At 58.8% G+C, this 22873-nt stretch carries 20 protein-coding genes; all 20 read left to right on the plus strand.

Going from position 1 to position 22873, the window contains the following annotated elements:
• Positions 1-34: 34 nt before the first annotated feature.
• Complete coding sequence (locus tag HMPREF1207_RS17360; protein WP_009672212.1) at positions 35-382, plus strand: 5' nucleotidase, NT5C type; 348 nt, start codon at positions 35-37, stop codon at positions 380-382.
• Complete coding sequence (locus tag HMPREF1207_RS17365) at positions 379-1122, plus strand: glycosyltransferase family 2 protein (RefSeq protein WP_009672253.1); 744 nt, start codon at positions 379-381, stop codon at positions 1120-1122. The genes HMPREF1207_RS17360 and HMPREF1207_RS17365 overlap by 4 nt, the downstream gene beginning before the upstream one ends.
• Positions 1119-2327 carry a glycosyltransferase gene (locus tag HMPREF1207_RS17370; RefSeq protein WP_009672099.1) on the plus strand — a complete coding sequence of 403 codons (1209 nt, stop codon included), beginning with the start codon at positions 1119-1121 and terminating at the stop codon, positions 2325-2327. The genes HMPREF1207_RS17365 and HMPREF1207_RS17370 overlap by 4 nt, the downstream gene beginning before the upstream one ends.
• Positions 2324-2701, plus strand: a complete 378-nt coding sequence (gene acpS / locus HMPREF1207_RS17375) for a holo-ACP synthase (RefSeq protein WP_009672201.1) — start codon at positions 2324-2326, stop codon at positions 2699-2701. The genes HMPREF1207_RS17370 and acpS overlap by 4 nt, the downstream gene beginning before the upstream one ends.
• A gap of 170 nt (positions 2702-2871) precedes the next feature.
• The gene (locus HMPREF1207_RS17380) at positions 2872-3249 is read left to right on the plus strand and encodes a VOC family protein (RefSeq protein ID WP_009672264.1); all 378 of its coding nucleotides are present in this window, start codon (positions 2872-2874) and stop codon (positions 3247-3249) included.
• 199 nt (positions 3250-3448) lie between these two features.
• Positions 3449-4312 carry a sugar phosphate isomerase/epimerase family protein gene (locus HMPREF1207_RS17385; RefSeq protein ID WP_009672044.1) on the plus strand — a complete coding sequence of 288 codons (864 nt, stop codon included), beginning with the start codon at positions 3449-3451 and terminating at the stop codon, positions 4310-4312.
• Positions 4302-6050 carry an ABC transporter ATP-binding protein gene (locus tag HMPREF1207_RS17390; protein ID WP_009672152.1) on the plus strand — a complete coding sequence of 583 codons (1749 nt, stop codon included), beginning with the start codon at positions 4302-4304 and terminating at the stop codon, positions 6048-6050. The genes HMPREF1207_RS17385 and HMPREF1207_RS17390 overlap by 11 nt, the downstream gene beginning before the upstream one ends.
• 14 nt (positions 6051-6064) lie before the next feature.
• On the plus strand, positions 6065-7792 hold the full coding sequence (locus HMPREF1207_RS17395; RefSeq protein ID WP_009672259.1) for an ATP-binding cassette domain-containing protein: 1728 nt from the start codon (positions 6065-6067) through the stop codon (positions 7790-7792).
• A gap of 41 nt (positions 7793-7833) precedes the next feature.
• The gene (locus HMPREF1207_RS17400; RefSeq protein WP_009672073.1) at positions 7834-9606 is read left to right on the plus strand and encodes an ABC transporter ATP-binding protein; all 1773 of its coding nucleotides are present in this window, start codon (positions 7834-7836) and stop codon (positions 9604-9606) included.
• Positions 9603-11375: an ATP-binding cassette domain-containing protein gene (locus tag HMPREF1207_RS17405; RefSeq protein WP_009672069.1), complete on the plus strand. Its 1773-nt coding sequence runs from the start codon at positions 9603-9605 to the stop codon at positions 11373-11375. Before HMPREF1207_RS17400 ends, HMPREF1207_RS17405 begins: the two co-directional genes overlap by 4 nt.
• 108 nt (positions 11376-11483) lie before the next feature.
• Positions 11484-12485 carry a bifunctional heptose 7-phosphate kinase/heptose 1-phosphate adenyltransferase gene (locus tag HMPREF1207_RS17410; protein WP_009672130.1) on the plus strand — a complete coding sequence of 334 codons (1002 nt, stop codon included), beginning with the start codon at positions 11484-11486 and terminating at the stop codon, positions 12483-12485.
• Between the two features lie 12 nt (positions 12486-12497).
• Positions 12498-13979, plus strand: a complete 1482-nt coding sequence (locus HMPREF1207_RS17415; protein ID WP_009672114.1) for a glycosyltransferase family 9 protein — start codon at positions 12498-12500, stop codon at positions 13977-13979.
• Positions 13976-14416: a hypothetical protein gene (locus HMPREF1207_RS17420; RefSeq protein ID WP_016423845.1), complete on the plus strand. Its 441-nt coding sequence runs from the start codon at positions 13976-13978 to the stop codon at positions 14414-14416. Before HMPREF1207_RS17415 ends, HMPREF1207_RS17420 begins: the two co-directional genes overlap by 4 nt.
• A 15-nt stretch (positions 14417-14431) precedes the next feature.
• Positions 14432-14917 (plus strand): adenylyltransferase/cytidyltransferase family protein, encoded by a 486-nt coding sequence (locus HMPREF1207_RS17425; protein WP_009672188.1) that lies wholly within the window; start codon positions 14432-14434, stop codon positions 14915-14917.
• Complete coding sequence (locus tag HMPREF1207_RS17430) at positions 14914-16635, plus strand: carbamoyltransferase family protein (protein ID WP_009672232.1); 1722 nt, start codon at positions 14914-14916, stop codon at positions 16633-16635. Before HMPREF1207_RS17425 ends, HMPREF1207_RS17430 begins: the two co-directional genes overlap by 4 nt.
• The gene (locus tag HMPREF1207_RS17435; protein ID WP_016423846.1) at positions 16577-17263 is read left to right on the plus strand and encodes a D-sedoheptulose-7-phosphate isomerase; all 687 of its coding nucleotides are present in this window, start codon (positions 16577-16579) and stop codon (positions 17261-17263) included. The genes HMPREF1207_RS17430 and HMPREF1207_RS17435 overlap by 59 nt, the downstream gene beginning before the upstream one ends.
• Before the next feature lies 1 nt (position 17264).
• Complete coding sequence (locus tag HMPREF1207_RS17440; protein ID WP_009672038.1) at positions 17265-19196, plus strand: carbamoyltransferase C-terminal domain-containing protein; 1932 nt, start codon at positions 17265-17267, stop codon at positions 19194-19196.
• A 24-nt stretch (positions 19197-19220) separates the two neighbouring features.
• On the plus strand, positions 19221-20759 hold the full coding sequence (locus tag HMPREF1207_RS17445; protein ID WP_009672034.1) for a carbamoyltransferase N-terminal domain-containing protein: 1539 nt from the start codon (positions 19221-19223) through the stop codon (positions 20757-20759).
• The gene (locus HMPREF1207_RS17450; RefSeq protein ID WP_009672220.1) at positions 20756-21859 is read left to right on the plus strand and encodes a hypothetical protein; all 1104 of its coding nucleotides are present in this window, start codon (positions 20756-20758) and stop codon (positions 21857-21859) included. The genes HMPREF1207_RS17445 and HMPREF1207_RS17450 overlap by 4 nt, the downstream gene beginning before the upstream one ends.
• On the plus strand, positions 21856-22791 hold the full coding sequence (locus tag HMPREF1207_RS17455; RefSeq protein ID WP_009672258.1) for an NAD-dependent epimerase/dehydratase family protein: 936 nt from the start codon (positions 21856-21858) through the stop codon (positions 22789-22791). Before HMPREF1207_RS17450 ends, HMPREF1207_RS17455 begins: the two co-directional genes overlap by 4 nt.
• The last annotated feature ends 82 nt before the right edge of the window (positions 22792-22873 follow it).

Consider the following 22873-nt stretch of genomic DNA (forward strand, 5'->3'; position numbering starts at 1 on the left):
TACGATTGCCGTAGGCAAAGAATGGAGGAATACTATGCGGATCGTATTGGATTTGGACGGGACTATTTGCACTTTGAAAAAAGAAGGCGAGTCGTATGCCGATGTTACGCCTTTACCGGGCTCGGTCGAGGCTCTGCGCAGGCTGAAAGAAGAAGGGCACCGGATTATCATCCACACGGCCCGTCATATGAAAACGTGCCAGGGCAATGTCGGGGAGGTTCTTGCCCGGGTCGGCGGCCTGACGCTGGACTGGCTGGAACGCTACGAAATCCCCTACGACGAAATTGTTTTCGGCAAGCCTTACGGCGACGTGTACGTGGACGATCTGGCCCTGGCCTACCGCAGTTGGGACGAGGTTCTGGAACGGCTGAACATCGGATGAAGCCTCTTCAAATCGTAATTCCGATGGCGGGCCGGGGGCAGCGCTTCCGGGATGCGGGCCTATCCGTTCCGAAGATGCTCATACCCGTTGCGGGAAAGCCGATGCTGCAATGGGCGCTGGAAAGTTTGACGCCGCATTTTCCCGGGAATAAAATCGTGTTCGTCTGTCTGGAAGATCATCTGGAGCAGGGAGAATTGGAGACGGTCATCAGAAGCTGCTGCGGGAATGCCGTTATCCGCTCTCTGCCCGAAGTTACGGGAGGACAGGCGGAGACGGTGTTAAGCGCGGAAGCGTGCCTCGATCCGGAGCTGCCCCTTCTCATTTACAATTGCGATACGTATACGGAATCCTCCATAGGCAGAACGATCCACACGAGAGGAAACGAGGCCGACGGGATTATCTCCGTGTTTGCTTCCACGAGCCCGGCTTACAGCTATGTGCGGACAGACGGTCGGGACCGGGTTGCGGAGGTCAGGGAGAAGCAGGCGATCTCAAACCGGGCGACGACGGGGTTGTACTATTTCCGGAAAGCCGGACTGTTTCTGGAGTCGGCGGAGGAAGCGGTGCGCCTTGGAACGGCGGAAGACGAAACCTACGTGGCACCGCTGTACAACCGGCTGATCGCACGGGGATATACCGTCGTTGCGGACCAGGCGGACAGATGCTTTCCGCTGGGAACGCCGGAGGAGGCTGCCTATTTTACAAGAAACTACAGAAAGCGGGAGAGTGATGGGGAATGACGAAACGGATCTTTTTCGGTTTAAGCGGCGGCCTTGGCCCCGTGCTCCGGTGTTTGCCGGTAGCCGAGCATTTCCGGCGTTCCGGACACACTGCGGCTTTCAGCATTTACGGGGAGGGCAGCGCGGCTTTTATTGAAAGCAGAGGTTTCAAGCATCTGCCTGACGACGATCCGACCGTTCCGTCCGCCGAGAGGATGATAGCCGGTGGTCCGGTCTTCTATAACCTGGACCATTACTATGCGGGAGCGGGCCTGCTCGACCCGGATTTCGTTCAGGCCTGGATTCATCACCGGATCCGCATGCTGGAGAAATTCAACGCCGATCTGGTCATAACGGACATGAGTCCCCACACGGCAATCGCCGCCCGTTATCTGGGCATCCCGGTTGCCTCGATCACCCAGGCCTGCTTCCATCCGGACGGTCAGCCCATGCATTACTGGGGACGGCCTCCCCGTAATCTGCCAAGAGTGACGCCAGTCGTCAACCGGGTACTGGACAGGCTGGGCCTGCCGGACATCCGGCGCATGGAACAGCTCAATGCGGGGACGCTCAACTTTATCCCGGGCATTCCGGAGATGGACCCTGTCTATACGAACGGCGTTCGTTATGTGGGCCCCATCGAATACCCGGCTGCAGGTCCCGCCGGCGCCCGTCTTCCGGATGAGCCGTTTGTCCTCGTCTATCCGGGCAGGCTGCAGGATACCGCCGGCGCTACGGGTTTGCAGCTGCTGAACCATGTTGCGGAGGCATTCGGAGGGAAAGAGGAAGCGGTCGTTATAGCCGCCAGCGACGGGCTGCCGGACCGTCCGAAGGCCGGGCTTCCCGGGAACATCACGGTCATCCCGTATTTCAATTCGCATATGCTGGAGAACTGCCGTTTGTTTATCCACCATGGGGGACACGGAAGCTGCCTGTCCGCCATCATGAAGGGAATTCCGTCGCTTATCCTGCCGACGCATACGGAGCGGGAGTTCAATGCCCGCAAGGTGCAGGAAACGGGAGCGGGGGAGTATATCCTGCCGGGGACGTTTACGGCCGATCATTTGTATAAGCTTGCCATGTATGTAGCCGAAGACGGTTACAAAGAACGGGCCGGGGAACTTGCTTTGCTGATCCGGAGCCGTAATTACGGTGGAGCGAGGGAGATCTACAAGCGGTGCATGTCGCTTATGAACCGGAGGGCGCTGGCCCTGGAGGAGCTATGATCTACGGAATCGGCGTGGATTTGCAGAACATTGCCCAGCTTGAAGAGGCGGTGAAGCGGCAGGGGGAGAGCTTCCTTCAGAAGGTGTTCACGGACCGCGAGCGGGCTTACTGCGATCGGCATACCAGCCCCGCCCAGCATCTGGCGGCAAGGTGGGCCGTCAAAGAAGCGTTCCTGAAGGCGACCGGTTCCGGACTGGGCGGGAAGTACTTATTTAAAGACCTGGAAGTAGTTAACAAATCCTCCGGTCAACCTGAACTTATCCTGCACGGGAAGGCCGAGGAGGACCGCAAACGTCTGGGATTTCACATCTACATAAGCATCTCCCATTCGGGGGAGTATGCGCTCGGTCAGGTGGTGCTCTGCATGGCCTAAACCATGTTCCGCAGTCTGTTGAAGTGTCTCCGCCGGAGGCAGCCAGCAGGCTTTTTTGCCGTGGAGCGCGCCCGTTATTTCTTGACGCTCGGACAGTCGCAAAGGTAAGATGTAAATAGCTTTATCCAATTATGGAAGTGTGTTCCTAAAATGATCAAGGAGCTGATCCCGTGACCCAGACTTTGACCGGAATAGATCATGTTCAACTGCCTGTCTCTAACCTGAAGCAGTCCATTGAGTGGTATGGGAAAATGTTCGGCTGCACGCTGCTCGATAACTACGGGGAATGTGCGATGCTGAAACTGGAGAACGGTCCGAATTTAATGCTGTGGCAGTCCAGCGACTATTCTTCCGCACATTTTGACAAAGACGGAGAGACCATGCCGGTCATCTTCTTCAAAAGCAACGAAATCGATCTCCTTGCCCGCAGGCTGGAAGAAGAGCAGGTTAGAATCGTCAGCTTCGATGACGGCGGCTTTGCCAAGTTTCTGAAATTTTACGACATTAACCATAATTTTATCGGCGTTTTACAATTGAAGGAGGCTTAAAAAAACGCGACAGGCAAACCGGTACCCGGAAGGGGCCGGTTTTTTTGCGTTCTCTGACGGCCGTACAGCTTAATCCCGCAGCATTACGCATGGAAACCCGAGAAGACGGGGCGACGGAAACCTACAATAAACCTATACGGCGAACCTGGATGGCAAACTATACCGCGGAAACTCACAAAGACAATGAAGGTGCGTGAAGATGACACAGATTTTCCATCGTTCGAAAGTTTCTTGCCAGCTCACTCCGTGGGGGGAGGCCTACCGGACCGGCCTGAAGGAACTGGCCGCGCTGGATGTAGCCTATGTAGAAATCGGCAGCCGGCTGCTTCTGCCTTTTGAACGGGAAATCAACCGATGGCGGGAGCTGCTGAACGAAACGGGCCACAGCGTGTCCGGTGTGTTCGAATTCGGGCATTTCGCGGGCTGGAACCGGCGCCGGGAAATCTATCTTCACCATGACCGGCTGGCGAGAATGCTGGAGTCGGCCGGAATCGGCCGGGTAATTCTGGGCCCCGGAATTCGGCTGAAACGGAGCTGGACCGAGGAAGACCGGCACCGCATGATGGCCATGGTGACCGAAATTCACAAGCGGTACAGCTTTTACGGAGTAGCCGCGGACATTCATCCGCACATTTCCCACTGCATTTACACGCGGGAGGAAATCGATTACGTCATGGAGCGGGCACCCGACGATCTCGGGCTGGTCCCGGATGTGGGGCATCTTCATGAAGCCGGTATCGCGATGCGGGACCTGCTTGAGCGGTACGGCCCGAGAATAACGGCTCTGCATGTGAAGGACGCCCGTCCTGCAGAGGGCGATCCAAGGAGCGCCCGGCCGGGCAGCCGGAAAACCGTTTTTACGGAGCTGGGAAGCGGGATGCTTGATCTTTCTTCTCTCTTGCAGGACCTGGCCGGGCATGACTTCTCGGGTTTTCTGACCCTGGAAATGGACGAGGTCTCCTGTCCCCCGGGTGAAGCCGTACGTCTGTCTCTGGATGTTCTGAAGAATCAAAGTTCGAAATTCAGTCAAGAAAGGAAGAAAATAGACGGACATGTGGACTAAGCTACCGATCCTCCCTTATTTTCGCCTGGTCGGCCCTTATCTGAAACAGCACAAGAGCCGCTTCGCTCTGTTGACGCTGCTGCTGGCCGCCAATATCGCCGTACAGCTTACCATTCCCTGGCTGTTAATGAAGTACTTCGATTCACTGAATTCTCCGGAGCCCGCGGAAAAGTTCATTTTTCTTTTCATTCTGCTGGGCGTGTGTTATCAGATTCTCTCGCTGGCTTCCGACTATGTCGGAGAACATGTCGGCTGGTCGGCCGCCAACAAGCTCCGCAGCCGGCTGATGCGGCATTGTCTGGGGCAGGACATCGCTTTCTTCCACCAGTACAGCCCGGGAGAACTGCTGGATCGTGTAGACGGAGCAGTCAACGGGCTGGCTGAGTTCTTTTATAAATTTGTGGTCCGGTTCACGAACAACCTGATGCTTTTAGGCGTCACCCTCATCGTTCTTTACAACATCCACTGGAGTATCGGAGCCGTCATGACTTTGTTTGTGGCCGGCGCGGCACTTGTGTATTATCTCCTTCGCGATTACGCGCTTCCGCATTGGGTCCGCGTCGGTGAAACGTCCTCCGCTTTCTTCGGTTTTATCGGCGAACAGCTGACGAATACGGAAGATACCCGTTCGAGCGGAGCTTCGGGGTACGTGATGCGGAAGTTTAAAGCGCTTCTGAATCAGTGGCTGCCTGTTCATATGGAGGCAGGCCGGGCGTTCTCCGTCATGTGGATGAGTTCCATGCTGCTGCTAGGTTTAAGCACCATCCTCACATTCGGCGTCAGTTCTTGGCTGTGGCATGCCGGTGCGGCAGGTCCCGGTACCGTCTACATGATCATGATGTACACGGTTATGCTGGTCGGGCCTATCGATACCATCCGGCTGGAGCTGGGTGCCCTGCAGCGGGCTTCCGCCAATATCGAACGAATCCGGCAGCTGTTCGAAATCCGGCCGTCGGTGGGCGACCCCGCGGAAGGAGGAGACACCCTGCAGAGCGGCGCGCTTTCCGTCGAATTCAGCAGCGTCTCATTCGGCTATACGCCCGGCGAGCCTGTGCTGCATGGGATCGGGTTCAAGCTGGAAGCGGGCGAATCGCTCGGCATAGTGGGCCGCACGGGGAGCGGCAAAACCTCGATCGCGAGGCTGCTTTTGCGCCTTTACGATCCCCAGTCGGGCACTGTTTCTCTGGGCGGGACCGACATCAGCCGCGTAAAGCTGTCCGGGCTGAGGGAGCGAGTGGGCATCGTCACGCAGGACGTGCAAATTTTTAAAGGCACGGTCCGGGACAATTTGACCTTCTTTAACCAAAGCATCCCGGATGGGAAAATCGTCAGCCTGCTTACCGAATTAAGCCTGGACAACTGGTTCCAGGCGCTTCCTCAAGGCTTGGATACGCAGCTCGAAGCCGGCGGAGGCGGACTGTCCGCAGGCGAGGCGCAGCTGCTGGCGTTCGCACGCGTTTTTCTCAAGGACCCCGGTCTGATTATCCTGGATGAAGCTTCGTCCCGTCTCGACCCGGCGACGGAGGAGAAGCTAGACCGCGCCGTAAGGAAGCTGCTCCGGGGAAGAACGGCTATCCTTATCGCCCACAGGCTGAGTACGCTCCGGCATGTGGATCGGATTTTGGTGGTGGACAGCGGACGGATTGCGGAGAACGGCCTGCAGGGGGCGCTGTTGGAAGATCCGGATTCGCGCTATTCGCGGCTGCTGCGTCAAAGCCTGCGCAACCGGACGGTATGAGCCCGCTTCGGCTGATGTGGAGATTGTCCGCCTGCCATCCCCGGCTTTTCTGGAAGGGGGCCGCGATCTGGCTGCCGTTCAATTTGTCGCCCCTAATCGCGGGGCTGCTGGTCAAGCTGGTTTTCGACAAACTGGCAGGCACCGGGGAAGAGGCCGGCGGGGCGTGGTTTGTCATCGCGCTGCTGGCCGTGAACGCGCTGGCTTCGGCGGGGTCCATTGTGTGGGGGACCCGGACGGAAACGGAGCTGAACTTCCGCGTCAAGAGCCTGATCCGGCAAAATTTGCTGGAGCATATTCTCAAGCGGCCGGGAGCCAGGTCCCTCCCTTACACAACGGGCGAAGCCGTCTCGACGTTCCGGGACGATGTGGAAGAGCTGGCCGATCTGCTGCGTTTGTACAACCTGCTGCCCGTCAAAGCCCTGTTTGCGGCGGCGGCGGGCGGAATTTTATGGTCGGCTTCCCCCGGCATCACGCTGCTTGTTTTTTTACCGCTTGTGTTTATGTTAAGTCTCGGCCAACTGGCGGCGGCTTCTCTGCAAAAAAGACGGGAAGCTTCCCGGAAAGCCGAAAGCGGGATATCGGGCTTTATCGGAGAGGTCTGCGGCGCGGCCCAGGCGATCCGGCTGCAGAATGCGGAAACGTCCGTAAGCCGCCGCTTCCGGTCTCTCGGAGAGATGCGCATGAGGGCCGTTCTGAAAGAAAGGCTGCTGGACCGGTCCGTCTCCGCTTTTTTGACGAACACCACGCAGACCGGAACGGGTTTCATTCTGCTGGCGGCCGCTTTTCTTTCGGGAAAAGGGGAGCTGACCGTGGGGAACTTCGCCCTGTTTGTCGCCTATATCGGAGTGTTGACGGGGTTTGTCCAGTACGCCGGCTATCTCTTGAAAACCTACAGGCAGGCATGTGTGTCCGTAAACAGACTCCTCCATCTTCTGCAGGAAGCATCGCCCGATACGCTGCTCGCGCGAAGGACGCTGGAGCTGAAGGAAGAAGTTCCGACGCCGTCTCCCGGGCTTCCCGCTTCTCCAAGCCGGCTGCAGCTGCTGGAGACCAGAGGGCTGACTTACCTTCACGGCGGCACGGGCAAGGGAATCCGGAATATAGACCTCCATATTCCCGGGGGATCGTTCGTGGTCGTTACGGGGCGGAACGGCTCGGGCAAAACGACGCTGCTGCGGACGCTGCTCGGCTTACTGCCTGCGGATGCGGGAGAAATACGCTGGAACCTGGAGAAAGTGGAAGAGCCGGACCGGTTTTTCACGCCGCCTCGAGCCGCTTACACCCCGCAGGTGCCGGGCCTTTTTAACGGTTCTCTGAAGGAAAACATTCTGCTCGGCTTGGCCGAAGAACGGCTCGGGGAGGTGGTCTATCAAGCTGTGCTGGAAAAGGACGTCAGTCAGCTGGAAAAAGGTCTCCGGACGATTGTCGGCGTGAAGGGGGTCAAGCTGTCCGGAGGGCAGATTCAGCGGACGGCGGCGGCCCGGATGTTTGCCCGGAAGAGCAGCCTCCTCGTCCTGGACGACTTGTCCAGCGCCTTGGACGCCCGGACGGAAAACGAGCTGTGGAAGCGGCTGGATCGGCTCCGGGATACGACCTTCCTGGTCGTGTCCCACCGCAGGGCCGCTTTCGAGAGAGCGGATCATATCGTCGTCTTGAAAGACGGCGCTGTTGAGGAGCAGGGCACCCTGGATGAACTTCTGCGATCCTCCGGTGAAATGCGGCGCTTATGGGAGCAGCCGTAAGACTTGCCGTGAAATCTGATCCTGCAAGGAGGAAAAGCCGAGTGGCCTTTTTATCGTTACCCAAGGTTCCGGTGCTCCGCTATTACAAGCTGCTTAGCACCTATCTGGCTGCGCTGCGTGGGCCCGTTCTGGCCCTTTGCGCCCTGGTCGCCCTGAATATCGGCCTGCAGCTGGTCAATCCTCAAGTGCTGCGCGTGCTGATCGATACGGGATTGTCCTCTCCCGCTTCGGGCATAGCCGGGCTGGCCGTATGGTTTGCCGGGCTGGCTTTGGTCCAACTGCTCGCCACGATCGCCGCAGACTACGCGGGGGAATGGATCGGCTGGACGGCGGCGAACCGGCTCAGGGCGGACCTGCTGGAGCACTGTTTGAGGCAGGACGGTTCTTTTTTTCAGGCGCATCCGGCCGGCGAGCTGATCGAGCGCATAGACGGCGACGTGAGAGGATTGTCCGGGTTTTTCGCCATGCTGACGGTTTCGTTGTGCGGCAATATCGGTCTTATCGCCGGGGTGCTGGCCGTCCTTTTTTACGAAAACAGTTGGATGGGGTCCGCTATGACGTTATTTGTCGCAGCCGCTTTGCTTACGTTCGGCCGGATCCGGGAATGGACGCTTCCGTTCTGGGTGCGGGTGGGGGAAGCGGGCGCGGATTTCTACGCTTATCTGGGGGACCAGTTGTCTCATACCGAAGATACACGCTCCAGCGGAGCCGAAGCCTACACCATGGATAAGTTCAGACGGATGCTGCGGCAGTGGTTCCCGAGGCATATGCGGGCCGGATTCGGTTTTTCCCTAATGTGGGCGGCTTCCACCGTCATTCTGGGTCTGGGAACCGTTCTGGTCCTGGCGCTGGGCACTTATTTATGGACCGGCCATTTGATCACCGTGGGGACTTTGTACATGATGCTGTTTTATATGGGCCTTCTTGCGGGGCCGCTTGATCAGATCCGGGATCTGATCGGAAATTTACAGCGGGCCGAGGCCCATCTGGAAAGGATCGGCGGACTGCTGGCCGAGGTTCCGGTTATCCGGGACCCTGAGCCGGGGGAGGAAGCGCCGCTCAGGGAAGGTCCACTCTCGGTGGACTTCCGGGGAGTGACATTCGGCTACGGAGGCGAATCCGGCAGCGTTCTTTCGGACCTTACGTTCAGCCTGCAAGCGGGCCAGTCGCTCGGCATCGTCGGCAGGACGGGCAGCGGCAAAACTTCCGTGATCCGCCTGCTTCTGCGGCTGTATGATCCCGCAGAGGGCGCTGTTCTGCTGGGGGGAACGGATATACGCCGGGTCCGGCTGGAGCAGCTTCGCGAGCGCGTCGGTCTCGTAACGCAGGAGGTGCGGATTTTGAGCGGAAGTGTCCGGGATAACGTCACTTTCTTCGCCCCGCACATCCCGGACGAACGGATTGTGGAAGTATTGGATCAATTGGGGCTCGGGGGCTGGTATCGCGCGCTGCCCTCGGGACTGGATACGGAGATCTGGGCGCAGGGAGAAGGATTATCCGCAGGCGAGGCCCAACTGCTCGCTCTTGCCCGCATTTTTCTGCGGAATCCTTCGCTGGTCATTCTGGACGAAGCTTCTTCCAGGCTGGACCCTTCTACCGAGGAAAAAGTACAGCAGGCCACAAACCGGCTCCTGCAAGGCAGAACGGCCATCGTCATCGCGCATCGGCTGAACACGCTGCGCGGCGTGGACCGCATTCTCGTGATGGACGGAGGCCGGATCGCGGAACAGGGGAGCCGTCAAGCATTGACGGAACAGCCGGGTTCCCGTTATTCCCGGCTACTAAGACAAGCATCCGGAAAGGAGACTATATGAACACGAGGCAGTTTTTATGGAGGATGGCCGCTTACCATCCCGGATTGTTTTGGAAGGGTATCTTTCAATGGCTTCCCTTTAACCTGGCTCCGGTTGCCGCCGGCCTTCTGATGAAAGTGTTTTTCGACCAGCTTACGGGTCATTCGGCATCGTCCGACGTCACCTGGTTCGTCGTGGCCCTGCTGGCTGTCAATGCGGCCGCAACGCTGGGATCGATCCGGTTTGCGTCCCGCACCGAAACCGCGCTTAATTTCCGCATCAAGGGACTTATCCGCCAAAATCTGCTGAATCACATCCTCGGCCAGCCGGGAGCAAGAGCTATTCCGGGGTCGCCGGGCGAGGCCGTCAGCCAGTTCCGGGACGATGTGGATCAACTGGCCGATACGATAAGGAACGTGAACCTTCTCGTTGTCAAAACGGTCTTTTTCTTTACGGCACTGGCCGTGTTACTCGCGGTAAACGTACCGGTAACGCTGGGCGTCATTCTTCCGCTGATTGCCGTATTTGCTCTCGTGCAGACGATCATCATCCGGATGAACGTCCGGCTCCGGCCGAAGGGCAACGGGCGGCGGGAATTGTCCGGCTTTATGAGCGAGGTATTCCAATCGGTGCTGGCGGTCAAAGCAGCCGGAGCCGAGGACAGTGTAGTGGAAGAATTCTCGCGTCTTTCCGATGAACGGCGAAAGCAGGTTTCCCGCGATAGAGTCATGAGCCAGCTCATGTACGCGCTGCTGCCGAATCTGGTCCAGATCGGATCGGGCATCCTTCTGTTGGCCGGTGCACGCCTGCTTGGACCGGGGGAGTTTACCGTCGGAGATTACGCTTTGTTCGTTCATCTGCTGCTGCACATGAGCAAGTTTATTGAGTACAGCGGAACCAGCATCACTCAGATCAAGCAGGTAAAAGGATATCTAAGGCGCCTGAACTGGCTGCTGCAGGGTTCGTCCCTGGACAGGATGATCGACTTCAAGCCCCTGGATCTGGCGGAGACGCCCCCGGCCGCCCCGCCGCCTGCCGTTTCGGAATCTAGACAGTTCAAACAGCTTCAGACGAAATCCCTGACCTATTTTTACCCCGGCAGCTCCAAAGGAATCAAGCGGATCGATCTTCAGATCTCCCGCGGTTCTTTTGTCGTCATCGTAGGACGAGTCGGCTCGGGTAAAACGACGCTGCTCAGAACGATACTGGGTCTGCTGCCGGCGGGGGCCGGAGAGATCCGCTGGAATAACCGACGGATCGCGAACCCGGGAGAATTTTTTATCCCTCCGCGCACCGCTTATACGCCTCAAGTGCCTAAGCTGTACAACGGAACGCTGAGGGAAAATATTTTGCTCGGCCTGCCTGAAGAGGGCTTGGAGCAAGCCGTTTATGACGCCGTGCTGGAAGAAGATGTACGTCTGCTGGAAAACGGGCTCGATACGGCGGTCGGAGTCCGCGGCGTGAAATTGTCGAACGGTCAAATCCAGCGCTCCGCCGCCGCCCGGATGTTTGTCCGCGACAGCGAGGTTCTTGTCGTCGACGACATGTCGAGCGCCCTGGACGCCGAGACGGAAAGCAGGCTGTGGGAGCGTCTGAACGCCCGCGAGGAAGCGACCTGCCTGGTCGTTTCTCACCGGAGAGAGGCGCTGCGGCGGGCCGACCATATTATCGTTATGAAGGACGGGGAAATTGAAGCCCAGGGCACCTTCCGGGAGCTGACCCTCGCTTCGGAGGAATTCAGAGCGCTATTGGATGAAGCCGGCGGCACTTTACCGGTGAATCGTCCTTAAAAAGCCGAGTGCTCCGACTCCGTGCTTCTTACACTGGACGTATAGAAGAACTGATTTGGCTTTGGCTGCAACAAGCGGCTTTTTCCGAACAGAAGAGAAGGTGATGGATTGGAACCGAGCTGCAAAGAGAAGCTGCTGAACCGCCTGGGGCGCAAGCCGCCGGGAACCACGATCGTTCTCGGCGATATTCTGCTTGATGAATACACGGCTTGTACCCGGGATTATTCCGCCAACGAACACTGTGTCGTCCTGCGTAAAGGACCGAGCCTGTTTTTTCCGGGGAATGCCCTGAACGTCTCCTTGAATATCGCGGCATTGGACGGGAACGCGGCCATTCTCGGCGCGCTCGGCACCGATACGGAGGCGGACAAGCTGCGCAGCCTGGCCGGGGACCGGATTGATTCTGGCGGCCTGATCGGGGAGACCGGCAGACAAACGACGCTGAAAACCCGGTTGTCGGACGGAAACGGGCGGCTGCTCCGCGTGGACAGGGAGGACAATACGCCGTTGTCCGCATCGGTTGCGGGGCTTTTGCTGAAGCATGCGGACAGCTTGCCCGCCGTCAACTGCGCCGTGCTGTCCGACCTGGGCAAAGGCGTGCTGCCGGATTCCCTGATCGCCGGTTATATTCGCCGGGCGGCGGACAAAGGCATCCCGGTTCTCGTCGATCCGGCCGGGGAGAACATACGGCGCTACGCGCACGCCTCCGTGCTGTTCCCGAACCTCGCCGAGTTCAACAAGCTGACCTCGTGCAGCTGTGCAAATCCGGCGGAGGCGGCGCGGTACGCCCGAGGAAAGCTGGCCGAATGGGAGATCGGCGCCCTCGTTCTAAAGGCGGCGGAGGCGGGCAGCTATCTGATTACCGCAGAAGAAATCCGCCATGTTCCTGCCTATTGCAAGGAGCCGGCTTGCGAGGTGGGTGCGGGAGACTCTTTCCTCGCGGCTTTTGCGGTCGGGATTGCTCACGGTCTGCCGCTGGAAGAGAGCTTTATGCTGAGCAATGCGTCGGCTGCCGTTTCGGTTTCCAAGGGGTATACCTCGACGGTGAGCACCCGGGAATTGACCGCATTTATCGGACAATTGAAACAAAGGGACGACAGGCGCCCGTGAGGAGGTGGAGTTATGGCGGACGAAGCTTTTCGGCAGCAGGTGAAAAATAGAAGGGACTACCTCCGGGCGTCCCGCAGCAAAATTCTCGTATGGACAGCCGCCGAACGGGAGGAAGACGTAATGAGGCTCCTTTCGGAGAAAACGCCCGATCTGGCGGCCATCCGTCTGCGTATGCCGGATCTCGCCTTGTTCCGGGCGGGAGGATTTACGGTGCTGCCCGTCCGTGACCGTAACGGGCTGGAGGCTCTTGCACGGTATTTGCAAGGGGAGCGCGGCCGTGCAGAGATCGAATCCGATTCCGGCGCATGTCTTTCCGCAGCAGCGGACTCCGGCGGGATTGTGACGGCCTTCGTTTTTCATGCGCCCAAGACAGGAACCGTAACCGGAATGGGAGCCGGATCGGAGGCCGGGGCGGATTACGCCCACCTGATCGGGGACATTCCCAAGCAGTATGAGCCTGCGGAGCTGTACGTCTACAGGGACCGGTTCTGCTTCCCGTTCTACTTCCGGGAGGCCGAATCGGCCGAGAAGCTGGACGTCGGCACCGCGGTTCCCGGCAAGCCCAAACCGAAGGCCGTTATAGCCGACTGGTTTCTCGGATACGGGGACGGCGTCATTCTGCTTCCCCTGCTGCGGAAATTTATAGACAAGCAAGCCCGCCTCGGGCATGAGGTGCATCTCATAGCCAAGGAGAAGCTGGCGTGGTTCTTCGGGACTTTCCTGCAGGGCTGCCGCATTTACCGGAGTCCGGAAAGCCCGGCCGTGTACGAGGCGGTGCTGCGGTCCTCCCTGTACCGCAAAGCCGTTCTTCTGCCGGTTTCCGTTTCTTCGCCTCCTACGCGGCACATAAGCGGACTGTTCGGCGCGGCGCTCGGCTTTAAGCGGCCCTACGCGCTTCCGGAACCGGTTCCCGTCTTCTACCCGCCTCTGCCTGCCGAACAGGCTGAAGAGCTGGCGGGGCTGCGGGCGGCGGGATGCAAGGTCGTGGGCATCCAGTTCCACACCGGGGACGCGAAGCGCTCCTGGCCCGAAGCCAGAGCCGGGAGGTTTATCGCCCTGTGCCGGGAACGGGGACTCGCGCTGGTCAATTTGACGCCGCTTCCTTATCCGGCGGAAGGGTGCAGCGACTGGAGCCGGCTGCCGGTGGAGCGGTTGTTTGCCGCAATCGGCGAACTCGACGCGGTAGTCGGAATCGACAGCGTCTGCGGGCACATGGCGGGCTTTCTCGGCGTGGCTCATATCACGCTCTGGGGCAGAAGCTTTCCCCATCTGCAGTTTCCTTTCACGTCCGACGAGTCCCACGTCAGCTTCCGGACACTGAGAGCCAATTACAGCCTAGTCCCCCGGAGCGCAGATATCGCGGATATCCCGGCGGAGCTGGCATTTGCCAGGCTCACGGATATTTTGGAGGGAAGACTCCCGCTCGGAAAGGAACTTCATACAGTAGAGGACACGCTGGAAGGACAGGGGATAGAGTGGGTGAGCGGGCGATGAGCAGAATCGTGTATATCTGGGACCGGACGAGGGACGGAGCGGATCTTGAAAATCTGCGTCTGGAACTGGCCCGGACGATCCGGGAGTACGGCTATTCCGTTTCCGCAGCTTCCGGTAACGAAGGGCTGGCCGATTTTCTGCTCCTGTCCGAGACGGAGATGACGGAAGGGAACGCGGAAAATAAATCCGTCCTGATCGTAACCGACGATGAGGAGATTTTGTCCGATTCGGTTTGTTACCGGAGCGCGGAGGAGATCTGGAAGACGCCTTTCGATGTCGGAGGGGTCGTGCTGCTTGGCGAGATTCGCGGGTTTGCCTACCGGTTTACGGGCTTTTCCTATTCTCCCATGTGCCTCGTTCACGTTCCGTCCCGTTCCTTGTCGTATCACCGGCTCGTTTCGTATTGGATACATAAATCCGGCAGAAAGGTCCGGTGAACGATGAGGAATAAGATGGCAGAACTGCCGGAATTGAAAGCGGAGCTTGCTCGGGCAAGGACCGGAAAAGCCGGAGAGAGGACTAAGACCGTCGTCATGGCCGGAGGCTGCTTTGATATTTTTCATATCGGGCATCTGGATTATTTGCAGGTCGCCCGCGGTATGGGCGATATTCTCGTCGTAGCCGTCAATTCGGATGCTTCCGTCCGCAGAATCAAAAGCCGTCCGCCGGTTTTCGAAGAGGGGCAGAGGGCGGGCATCATAGCCGCTCTTGAGGCCGTGGACCATGTGTTTATTTTCGGGGAGGACGACTGCTGCGAATCGCTGAGAGCCATCCGACCCGATTTTTTCGTCAAAGGCTGGGATTACAAGGACAAAACGTTTCCCGAAATGGCGGCCGCCCGCGAAATGGGCTGTGAAATCAAGATTGCCGGAGAGGATAAGAAAGCTTCTTCCTCCCGGCTGCGCTCTATTTTGCGGGGCGAAAGGAGGTTTTTATGAACATACTGGGCTTGGGCGGCTCTATTCACGATTATTCGGCCTGTCTGGTCCGCGATGGGGAAGTCCGCTGCATGATGGAAGAAGAAAGGCTTGCGCGGGTCAAGCATTGTCTGGGTCTCGGGGGAAAAGTGTTCCGGTGCAGAGCCGCCGATTACTGTCTGCAGGCGGAGGGCTTGGATGCCGGGTCGCTCGATCTCGTGGTGGGAAACGATCTGATCGACCCCGTCTACTATATGAAGTACGCGGATAGGATTCAATTGATCAATCATCATTTGGCCCATGCGGCAAGCGGGTTTTATCCGTCTCCGTATCTAAGCGCGGCTGTGCTGGTTGCGGACGGAAGAGGCAGCTTCACGTGTTTTCCGGCCGAGCGGGAGACGGTCAGTTACTATTTTGGAAACGGCTCAGAGCTTACCGAGATCAAGAAAGTGTCGGGAACGGACACGCTGGATTTCGGTGCCGCCCACGATTCCGAATCCGGTCTGACGGATGCGGACATGTCCAACTCGGTCGGGGGGTTCTATGAACGGGTCACGACGGAGATCGGCTTCGGGCTGCTGCAGGAAGGCAAAACGATGGGGCTGTCGCCCTACGGAACCGCACGGCATACCGACGCTTTCGGAAGCTTCTACTCGATGGATGACGAGGGTAATTTCCGTCAGACTCTGGATCAGGTAAAAGAACTCCGGACGTATATCCGCCGGACGCTGGAAGCTGCGGAAGACCCGGAAAAGTTTCAGGCCAAGGCGGATTTGGCTTATGCGGTCCAGCATCATATGGAGCGCATCCTTGTGAAGGCCTGCCGGTATCTGTACAACGTAACGGGCAGCCGAAATCTGTGCCTGGCCGGAGGGGTGTTTCTCAACAGTGTCGCCAACTACGAAATATTGCGGCAGACGCCGTTCGAGCATATTTTCGTCCAGCCGGCGGCCGGGGACGCGGGTACCGCTATCGGGAGCGCGCTGTACGGCTTCCACGTACTCGGCGGCAGGCCCCGCACGGCAGTGAACATTCCTTTCTCGCCCTATCAGGGCAAAAGCTACGGGCCGGACGAGTGCGCGAAGGCGGCCGGGGCATTTGAGGACCGCATCGAACGAGTGGAAGCCGCCGACGTCTCCGGGAAAACCGCCGAGCTGCTTGCCGAAGGCCGTATTGTCGGCTGGTTTCAGGGCCGCTCGGAAATCGGTCCGAGAGCGCTCGGCAACCGGAGTATTCTGGCGGACCCCAGGCAGGCGGCCATGAAGGATACGATCAATGCCCGCATCAAGCACCGGGAGCATTTCCGCCCGTTCGCGCCTGCCGTTCTGGAGGAGAGACAGGCCGATTTTTTTGACCTCGGCTGTCCTTCCTATTATATGCTGCTGGTTCCTCCTTTCCTGCCGGGCAAAGGAGAGGAGACGGCGGCGGTGTGTCACGAGGACCGGACCGGCAGGGTCCAAACCGTTTCGCGCAGGCTGAATCCCCGCTTCCATGAGCTGCTCGTACATTTCGAGAGCCTGACCGGAACCCCCGTGCTGTTAAACACTTCGTTCAACGACAACGGAGAGCCGATAGTCGAGACGCCGTACGACGCCATCTCCTGTTTCCTGCGGATTGATCTGGATTACCTGGTCCTGAACGGGACGATTTATAAGAAGCGCAAGGAAGGAGGTGCCGGCCGTGAAAAAAGCGGTGAAACGCCATCTGGACACGCTGGTTCGGAAGCATGCCCGTTTTGAAGGCAGCCGGACCGCGCTCGAGCAAGCGTTTGCCGTGATGGAAGGCAGCTTCCGGAGCGGGGGCAAGCTTCTCGTATGCGGGAACGGAGGCAGCGCCTCGGATGCCGAGCATATTGTCGGCGAGCTGATGAAGGGCTTCCGCTTGAAGCGTCCGCCGGAAGCCGCGTCCCTCAGACGGCTGAAAGGGCGGCTGCCGGATACGGCAGGCCTTCCGGGTGAGCCGGCGCCATCCTGTCTGGACCGGCTTCAGCTCGGGCTGCCCGCCATCTCGCTTGTCAGCCAGACCGCTCTCGTCACGGCCGTTCTGAACGATCTGGCGGCGGATGCCGTTTTCGCCCAGCAGGTTCTGGGCTACGGGAATCCGGGCGATGTGCTTCTGGGCATCAGCACTTCCGGACAGACGGCCAACGTGGCGCGGGCCATGGAAGTCGCCCGGACGCTGGGACTCGCGACCGTTGCGCTGACGGGAGCGGGCGAGGGCCGGATAAGGGCCTGGAGCGATGTGGTGCTCGCCTCCCCGTCTTCCGTAACGGATGAAATCCAGGAGGACCACGTGAAGATGTACCATACCCTCTGCCTCATGCTGGAAGAGGAGTTTTTCGGACCGGAATCGGAAACGGAGGGATAGCATGCAAGACGGCTATTATTTGTCCGCTTATTTGCACATCGATCCTCTGGATCATTTGCTGGGAACGATTATCCGTCACGATCAGAACGCGGCTTTGTTTCAGAAGAGCGGCAGAACGGTGAAGCTGATCCGGCTGTGGGAGCTGGAGCGTGTGACGGGGATTAAGGAGCACTATGTCTCCTTCCATAGTGCGGAGCAGGCGAAGCGCGTTCTGAACGAGCTTTTGCGGCCGCTTGGCCTGTCGCTCCGGGACATGGTGGAAATATGGGGAACTCCGGGCTTGCAGACGACGGATGATTATCACAGCGTTCAGGAGTATCGGACTCTTTCTTATCACAGCATTTCCCATCTGTTTTCTGCGGTTATGGCGGATTCGGACCTGTTTTATAACAAACGCATTCTCGGTTTTGCCGTTGACGGCGGTCCCGACGGGGTCGTGGATACGAGGGAACGGACGGAGAAATATTTCTTCACCGGAGGCTATATAAACGAAGGCCGGCTTAACCTGTTTCCGGCGGAATCGCCGGGTATGCTCTGGGGCTGGGCCAAGTTTTATTTCCGGATGCGGGAGGGCACGCTCATGGCGCTCGCTTCGGCAAGCACGAGCGAGATCTACGGGGAGAGGACGGCCGGCTTTCCCGTGCTCGACGGCCGGCATGACATGTGGGAATCGGACTGCATCCGTGACCTCGTCAACCGGGTCGAGCAGTTGACCGACGAGGATGCCGGCCGGTTGTTCAACGGATTCGATCCCCGTTTCTCCCGGCGGGAGAACAAGATCAGCATGATTATGAAAATCGTCCAGCGAGTCTCCATGGAGGTGATGGACGCCAATATCGACCGCAGTCTTCAGGCGTATTCCATCGATCCGTCGGAAACTTATCTGGCGCTGGCCGGCGGCTTCGCGCTGAACTGCCCGACGAACAGGCATCTGATGAATAAATACGGGTTCGCCGGATTTATCGCGCCTCCATGCGTCGGAGATTCCGGGCTTTCGCTTGGGATGGGGCTCTATGCTTTCCACAAAAAGCTCGGGGGAGAACCGTTCGATTTTAAGCTGGCTCACGCTTATTTCGGGGAACCGGACTCTTCCCTCCCGGACATTCTTTCGAGTGAAGCCTATGCCCCGTTTATCGAGCGTGCCGAACCGATGACCGAACAGCAGGCGGCGCGGGATATTCAGCGGAGCCTGGTCCTGTGGTTCGACGGCGAGTCGGAAATCGGCCCCCGCGCGCTGGGACACCGTTCTCTTCTGGGAGACCCGCGGACGGAAGAATCGAAGCGCCTGGTGAACGAGGTCAAGCAGCGGGAGTGGTGGAGGCCGGTAGCGCCGATCATTCTGGAAGAGGAGACGGCCGCATGGTTCGAGACGGATTATCCGTCGCGGTTTATGCTGCATACGTTCAAGGCGAGGCCGGACAAGGCCCCTCTTCTTCCGGGGGTGCTGCATCTGGACGGAAGCGCCCGCGTGCAGAGCATCGGCCGTCTGGAGAATCCCCGCCTGTACGGAGTCATCGGTGAGTTTCGGAAGCAGACCGGCGTTCCCGTCATTTGCAATACGTCGCTGAACGACCGGGGCGAGCCGATCGTCAATACGATCCATGAGGCGCTCAATTTCGCCCTCCGCAAAGGCATATCGGTGGCTTATATCAACGGGATGCGCATCCGGCTGCGGAATCATGGCGGCTACGCCCATGAAGGCCCGTATCCCCGCCGGATCGGCATGAGTGCCCTGAGCGACCGGGAAAAGGAGGCGGCGTGGAAGGAGCTGAACCCGTGGGACGTTCCCCGCGACGTGCTCTACCATTACCGGGACCCCAACGAGCAGGAACCGGCGGGTATTTACGACATCCGCAGCCGGGAAGATGCCGAGCGGCTGTGCAGGGAGGTCCGGCTCGTGCAGCGGCATAAGAAATTGTTCCGCACGATCTAAACTGGCGTAAAGGCGTGAATAACGATGCTCATATTGGGATTGGGAGGTTCCATCCACGATTTTTCCGCTTGTCTGTTGCATAACGGAAAAATCGTATGCGCGATCGAGGAAGAGAGGCTGTCCCGCTCCAAGCAGGCTTTCGTCGATGCCTCGACCTTCCGCTGCAAAGCGGCCCGGTACTGTCTGGATTACGCGGGCGTGACCGAAAAAGAAGTCGATCTTATCATCGGCGCGGACAATATCGAAAGCCGGTATTACGCCCGGTATGTCCCGGGAATCCGGCTGATGAACCATCATCTCGCTCATGCGGCGAGTGCGTTCTATCCGTCGCCCTTTACCGAAGCGGCGGTACTCGTGGCCGATGGCCGGGGCAGTTACCTGGACCGGGAGAACAAGATCGTGGAAACCGTTACTTACTATGCGGCCGGAGGTACGGAAATCCGGGAAATCCGAAAGGTGACGGGCCGGGAGAGCGGCGATTTCCGCAATGTATCCAACTCCGCAGGCCTCTTCTACTTGGCCGTGACGGAGGAAATCGGGTTCGGGCCGATGTACGACGAGAAGACGCTGGCCGTCTCCGCTTATGGAACCGCCCGGCTGGTGGAGCCGTTCCACTCCCTCTATTCTCTGGACGACGAGGGCGGTTTCACCCAAACTCTCGGGCAGATGAACGAGCTCCGGAGTCTTATCCGCGCGGAGCTCGGCCGCTCGGAAAGCGGCGGCGAACTGTTCCGGGCGAAGGCGGATGCGGCTTATGCCGTGCAGGTTCATCTGGAGCGGATATTGATCCATGCCTGCCGGTATTTGCATAAGCGGACGGGCTCGGACAACCTGTGCCTGGCCGGCAGCGTATTTCTGAATCATGCGGCCGTAAACAGGCTGCTGCGGGAGACGCCCTTCAAGCGGCTGTATCTGCCGCCGGCTGCAGGCGATGCCGGAGCCGCCGCGGGAAGCGCGCTGTACGGCCATTATGTGCTGGGCGGGCACGGCAGAGAAGCGCTTCTCCCGGCCACTCCATACCTGGGGAAGCCGTATCCGGCGGAAGCCATGGAAGAAGCCGCTCGCAAGGCCGGGGATTTCCTGGAGGAAGTGAAGGCCGAGGATGTCAACGAGCAAGCGGCCCGGCTGCTTTCCGAAGGAAGTCTGGTCGCCGTTTTCCGGGGAGGCGCGGAGTTTGGGCCGAAGGCGCTGGGCAACCGGAGCATCCTTGCGGATGCCCGATTTCCCGGAAACATCTCGCGGCTGAACTCGGCCAAAAAGCGGGAAGCTTTCCGTCCCTTCGGTTACATTCTGCTGGAAGGGGATGCCGGTAAGGCGGTCCCGCCGCAGCTGCATCCCATCTCTCCCGGATTAAATGCGGAAATGGCCGCTCTTCTGGAAAACTACAAGCGCATAACCGGCTGCTCCCTGCTCCTTAACACCTCGTTCAATCTGGATGGGGAGCCGATGGTGGAGACTCCGGCGGAGGCCGTCCGCTGTTTCCTGCAAGCGGAGCTGGATGTTCTCCTGATGGGAAACAAGCTGTATAGGCGGAAAAGAACGGAAGGGGAGGCAAAGGCGTGAATCATTTGGACGACAAGCTGCTGCAAGATTTCCGCTGTTTTTACGAAAGCATTCCCGATAAGAACGGCGTGTATTATTTGTTCTTCACGACGGGACTTCTTCACTGGGCGGCCAAATCGCTTCAATTCGTACCGGACACGGTTCCGGTCGTCTTAATCGGGGCGGGACTTACCGAAGAAGAGCAAATCTGGGTCCGGCAGGAGCTCCGGCGCCCTTTCTTTTGTTTCGTGGAAAAAGTGGACGAGGGAATGGTGTGGCATTACCTGGCGGCCGTAAACAGCGAGGATTTCGGATGGCTGGATATCGACTGTTTCGTTTTGAACGACCGGCTGTTCGGCGAAATGGCCCGCGTACCGCACTCGGCTTCCATGAACTGCGTGTGGTCGTATGAGTACGGAAAAAGAACGGTCCCTCCGGCGCGTTTTGAGTTTCGGGTTCTCCGGACGTTCTTCCTGTTTGTTAACCGGAAGGTTATGCGGGAACTGGACGGGGGGAGTCTACCGTGGTCGCCCCGTCCGTTTCTGCTTGATGCGCCGCCTGCCTTTTCCTCGTTCAAAAGGTACGATACGTTCCACGTGCTGGACGATGCGCATAAACGTACACTGGCCCGAATCCTTCCGGAAAACGGCGACGGGACGCCGGTATTTCCCGCGCAGATCATAAAGAAGGACGGGGTCGTGACCCGACATCTGGACACGCTGGTTCTGTATCAGCTCCTGGCACATTCCCGGGGATATCCCATTCATCGCGTAAGATGTCTGGATGAAGACGAGACCGCTTTGTCGGACGAAGTCGTGCATATCGGTTCGGTCTCTTATTACCGTTCTTTTGCGGATCCCGGCTATGAGGTGGTGAGCGGGGAAGAACGGGCCCGATACAACGAAATCTATGAAAGAGTCCTGCTGCTGGACTATACGATAGTCAGCCAATTTGAACGGCGTCTGCCCAGAGCTTACTCCGTTTACCGCAGAATGCTGGAACGGGATATCAAACGGCTAGGCATATCTTCCGAACATGTGAAGGAAGAAGCTATAAAAAAGCTGACCGGTCAGGGCATGAGCCGGGAAGCGGCCGAACGCATCTGCGGGGGCCCTGTATGAGCAAAGCCGTACGCAGAGTCCTTGTTACCGGAGCGGGCGGGTATATCGGGTGCAGCCTGGTGCCCGAGCTGGTCAAGCGGGGGTATGAAGTCCGGGCTTTGGACAAGTATACCCGGGGCCAGGACAGGCACTTTAGTCATTCCGGCGTAACCCGGATTTATGCGGATACGAGAACATGGAGCGGCGAAGGGCTTGAAGGCGTAGACGCCGTGGTCGATCTGGCAGCCATTTCCCATGACCGCAGGGGGGAAATCACTCCGCACGAGACGCTGGACATCAATCAGTTTGCGCGTTACCGGACTGCGAAGAGATCCAGGGAAGCGGGGGCCGGGCGGTATCTGTTTATGTCCACCTGCGGCGTGTACGGATTCCGGGACGATCCGCGCGGTGCGGACGAGAAGGCGGTTCCGAACCCGCTGACGACTTACGCCAAAGCGGCCTGCCGGTCGGAGCGGGATATTCTTCTTCTCGGCAGGGAAGGGTTCGACGTTACGGTGGCGCGTCCGGCCATCCTTTACGGATACTCTCCGAGAATGAGATTCGATCTCGCCGTTAACGCGATGGTCCGGGCGGCGTGGCAGACCGGTGCGATCACTCTCCAGGGCGGTGGCGGGCAGTGGAGGCCGTTCGTCCATCTGAAGGATGCCGTCGAGGCCGTCTGCTGTCTGCTGGAAGCTCCTGCGGAGAAGGTGACCGCCGAGATATTCAACATCGGCTCCGGCGGGCAGAACATCCGGATCCGGGATCTGGCGGAGCTTGTTGCGGCCGTACTGCCGATTCCCGTCGAGATCAGACGGGAGGGACCCGCCGATCCGAGGTCCTACCGGATCAATGCGGATAAGATCGGCGGGGTGCTGGGCTGGAAAGCCTCGTATTCGCTGAAAGAAGGGATTGAGGAGCTGTACGGAAAACTCGTCCGGGGTTTCGTCTGAAACGCCCGTTCTCCTTCGTTAAAGGGCTTCTCCTCGGGACTTCTCCCGGCAGGGCAGCCCTGAGGGAGAAGTCCCGAAGCCA

Origin of the sequence: Paenibacillus sp. HGH0039 (assembly GCF_000411255.1) — a bacterium.
In the GTDB taxonomy this organism is placed as follows: domain Bacteria; phylum Bacillota; class Bacilli; order Paenibacillales; family NBRC-103111; genus Paenibacillus_F.

Coding starts and splice junctions, on each gene's coding strand:
- HMPREF1207_RS17360 (WP_009672212.1), top strand. CDS start 35: ATGCGGATCGTATTGGATTTGGACGGGACTATTTGCACTTTGAAAAAA.
- HMPREF1207_RS17365 (WP_009672253.1), top strand. CDS start 379: ATGAAGCCTCTTCAAATCGTAATTCCGATGGCGGGCCGGGGGCAGCGC.
- HMPREF1207_RS17370 (WP_009672099.1), top strand. CDS start 1,119: ATGACGAAACGGATCTTTTTCGGTTTAAGCGGCGGCCTTGGCCCCGTG.
- acpS (WP_009672201.1), top strand. CDS start 2,324: ATGATCTACGGAATCGGCGTGGATTTGCAGAACATTGCCCAGCTTGAA.
- HMPREF1207_RS17385 (WP_009672044.1), top strand. CDS start 3,449: ATGACACAGATTTTCCATCGTTCGAAAGTTTCTTGCCAGCTCACTCCG.
- HMPREF1207_RS17390 (WP_009672152.1), top strand. CDS start 4,302: ATGTGGACTAAGCTACCGATCCTCCCTTATTTTCGCCTGGTCGGCCCT.
- HMPREF1207_RS17395 (WP_009672259.1), top strand. CDS start 6,065: ATGTGGAGATTGTCCGCCTGCCATCCCCGGCTTTTCTGGAAGGGGGCC.
- HMPREF1207_RS17405 (WP_009672069.1), top strand. CDS start 9,603: ATGAACACGAGGCAGTTTTTATGGAGGATGGCCGCTTACCATCCCGGA.
- HMPREF1207_RS17415 (WP_009672114.1), top strand. CDS start 12,498: ATGGCGGACGAAGCTTTTCGGCAGCAGGTGAAAAATAGAAGGGACTAC.
- HMPREF1207_RS17420 (WP_016423845.1), top strand. CDS start 13,976: ATGAGCAGAATCGTGTATATCTGGGACCGGACGAGGGACGGAGCGGAT.
- HMPREF1207_RS17425 (WP_009672188.1), top strand. CDS start 14,432: ATGGCAGAACTGCCGGAATTGAAAGCGGAGCTTGCTCGGGCAAGGACC.
- HMPREF1207_RS17430 (WP_009672232.1), top strand. CDS start 14,914: ATGAACATACTGGGCTTGGGCGGCTCTATTCACGATTATTCGGCCTGT.
- HMPREF1207_RS17440 (WP_009672038.1), top strand. CDS start 17,265: ATGCAAGACGGCTATTATTTGTCCGCTTATTTGCACATCGATCCTCTG.
- HMPREF1207_RS17445 (WP_009672034.1), top strand. CDS start 19,221: ATGCTCATATTGGGATTGGGAGGTTCCATCCACGATTTTTCCGCTTGT.
- HMPREF1207_RS17455 (WP_009672258.1), top strand. CDS start 21,856: ATGAGCAAAGCCGTACGCAGAGTCCTTGTTACCGGAGCGGGCGGGTAT.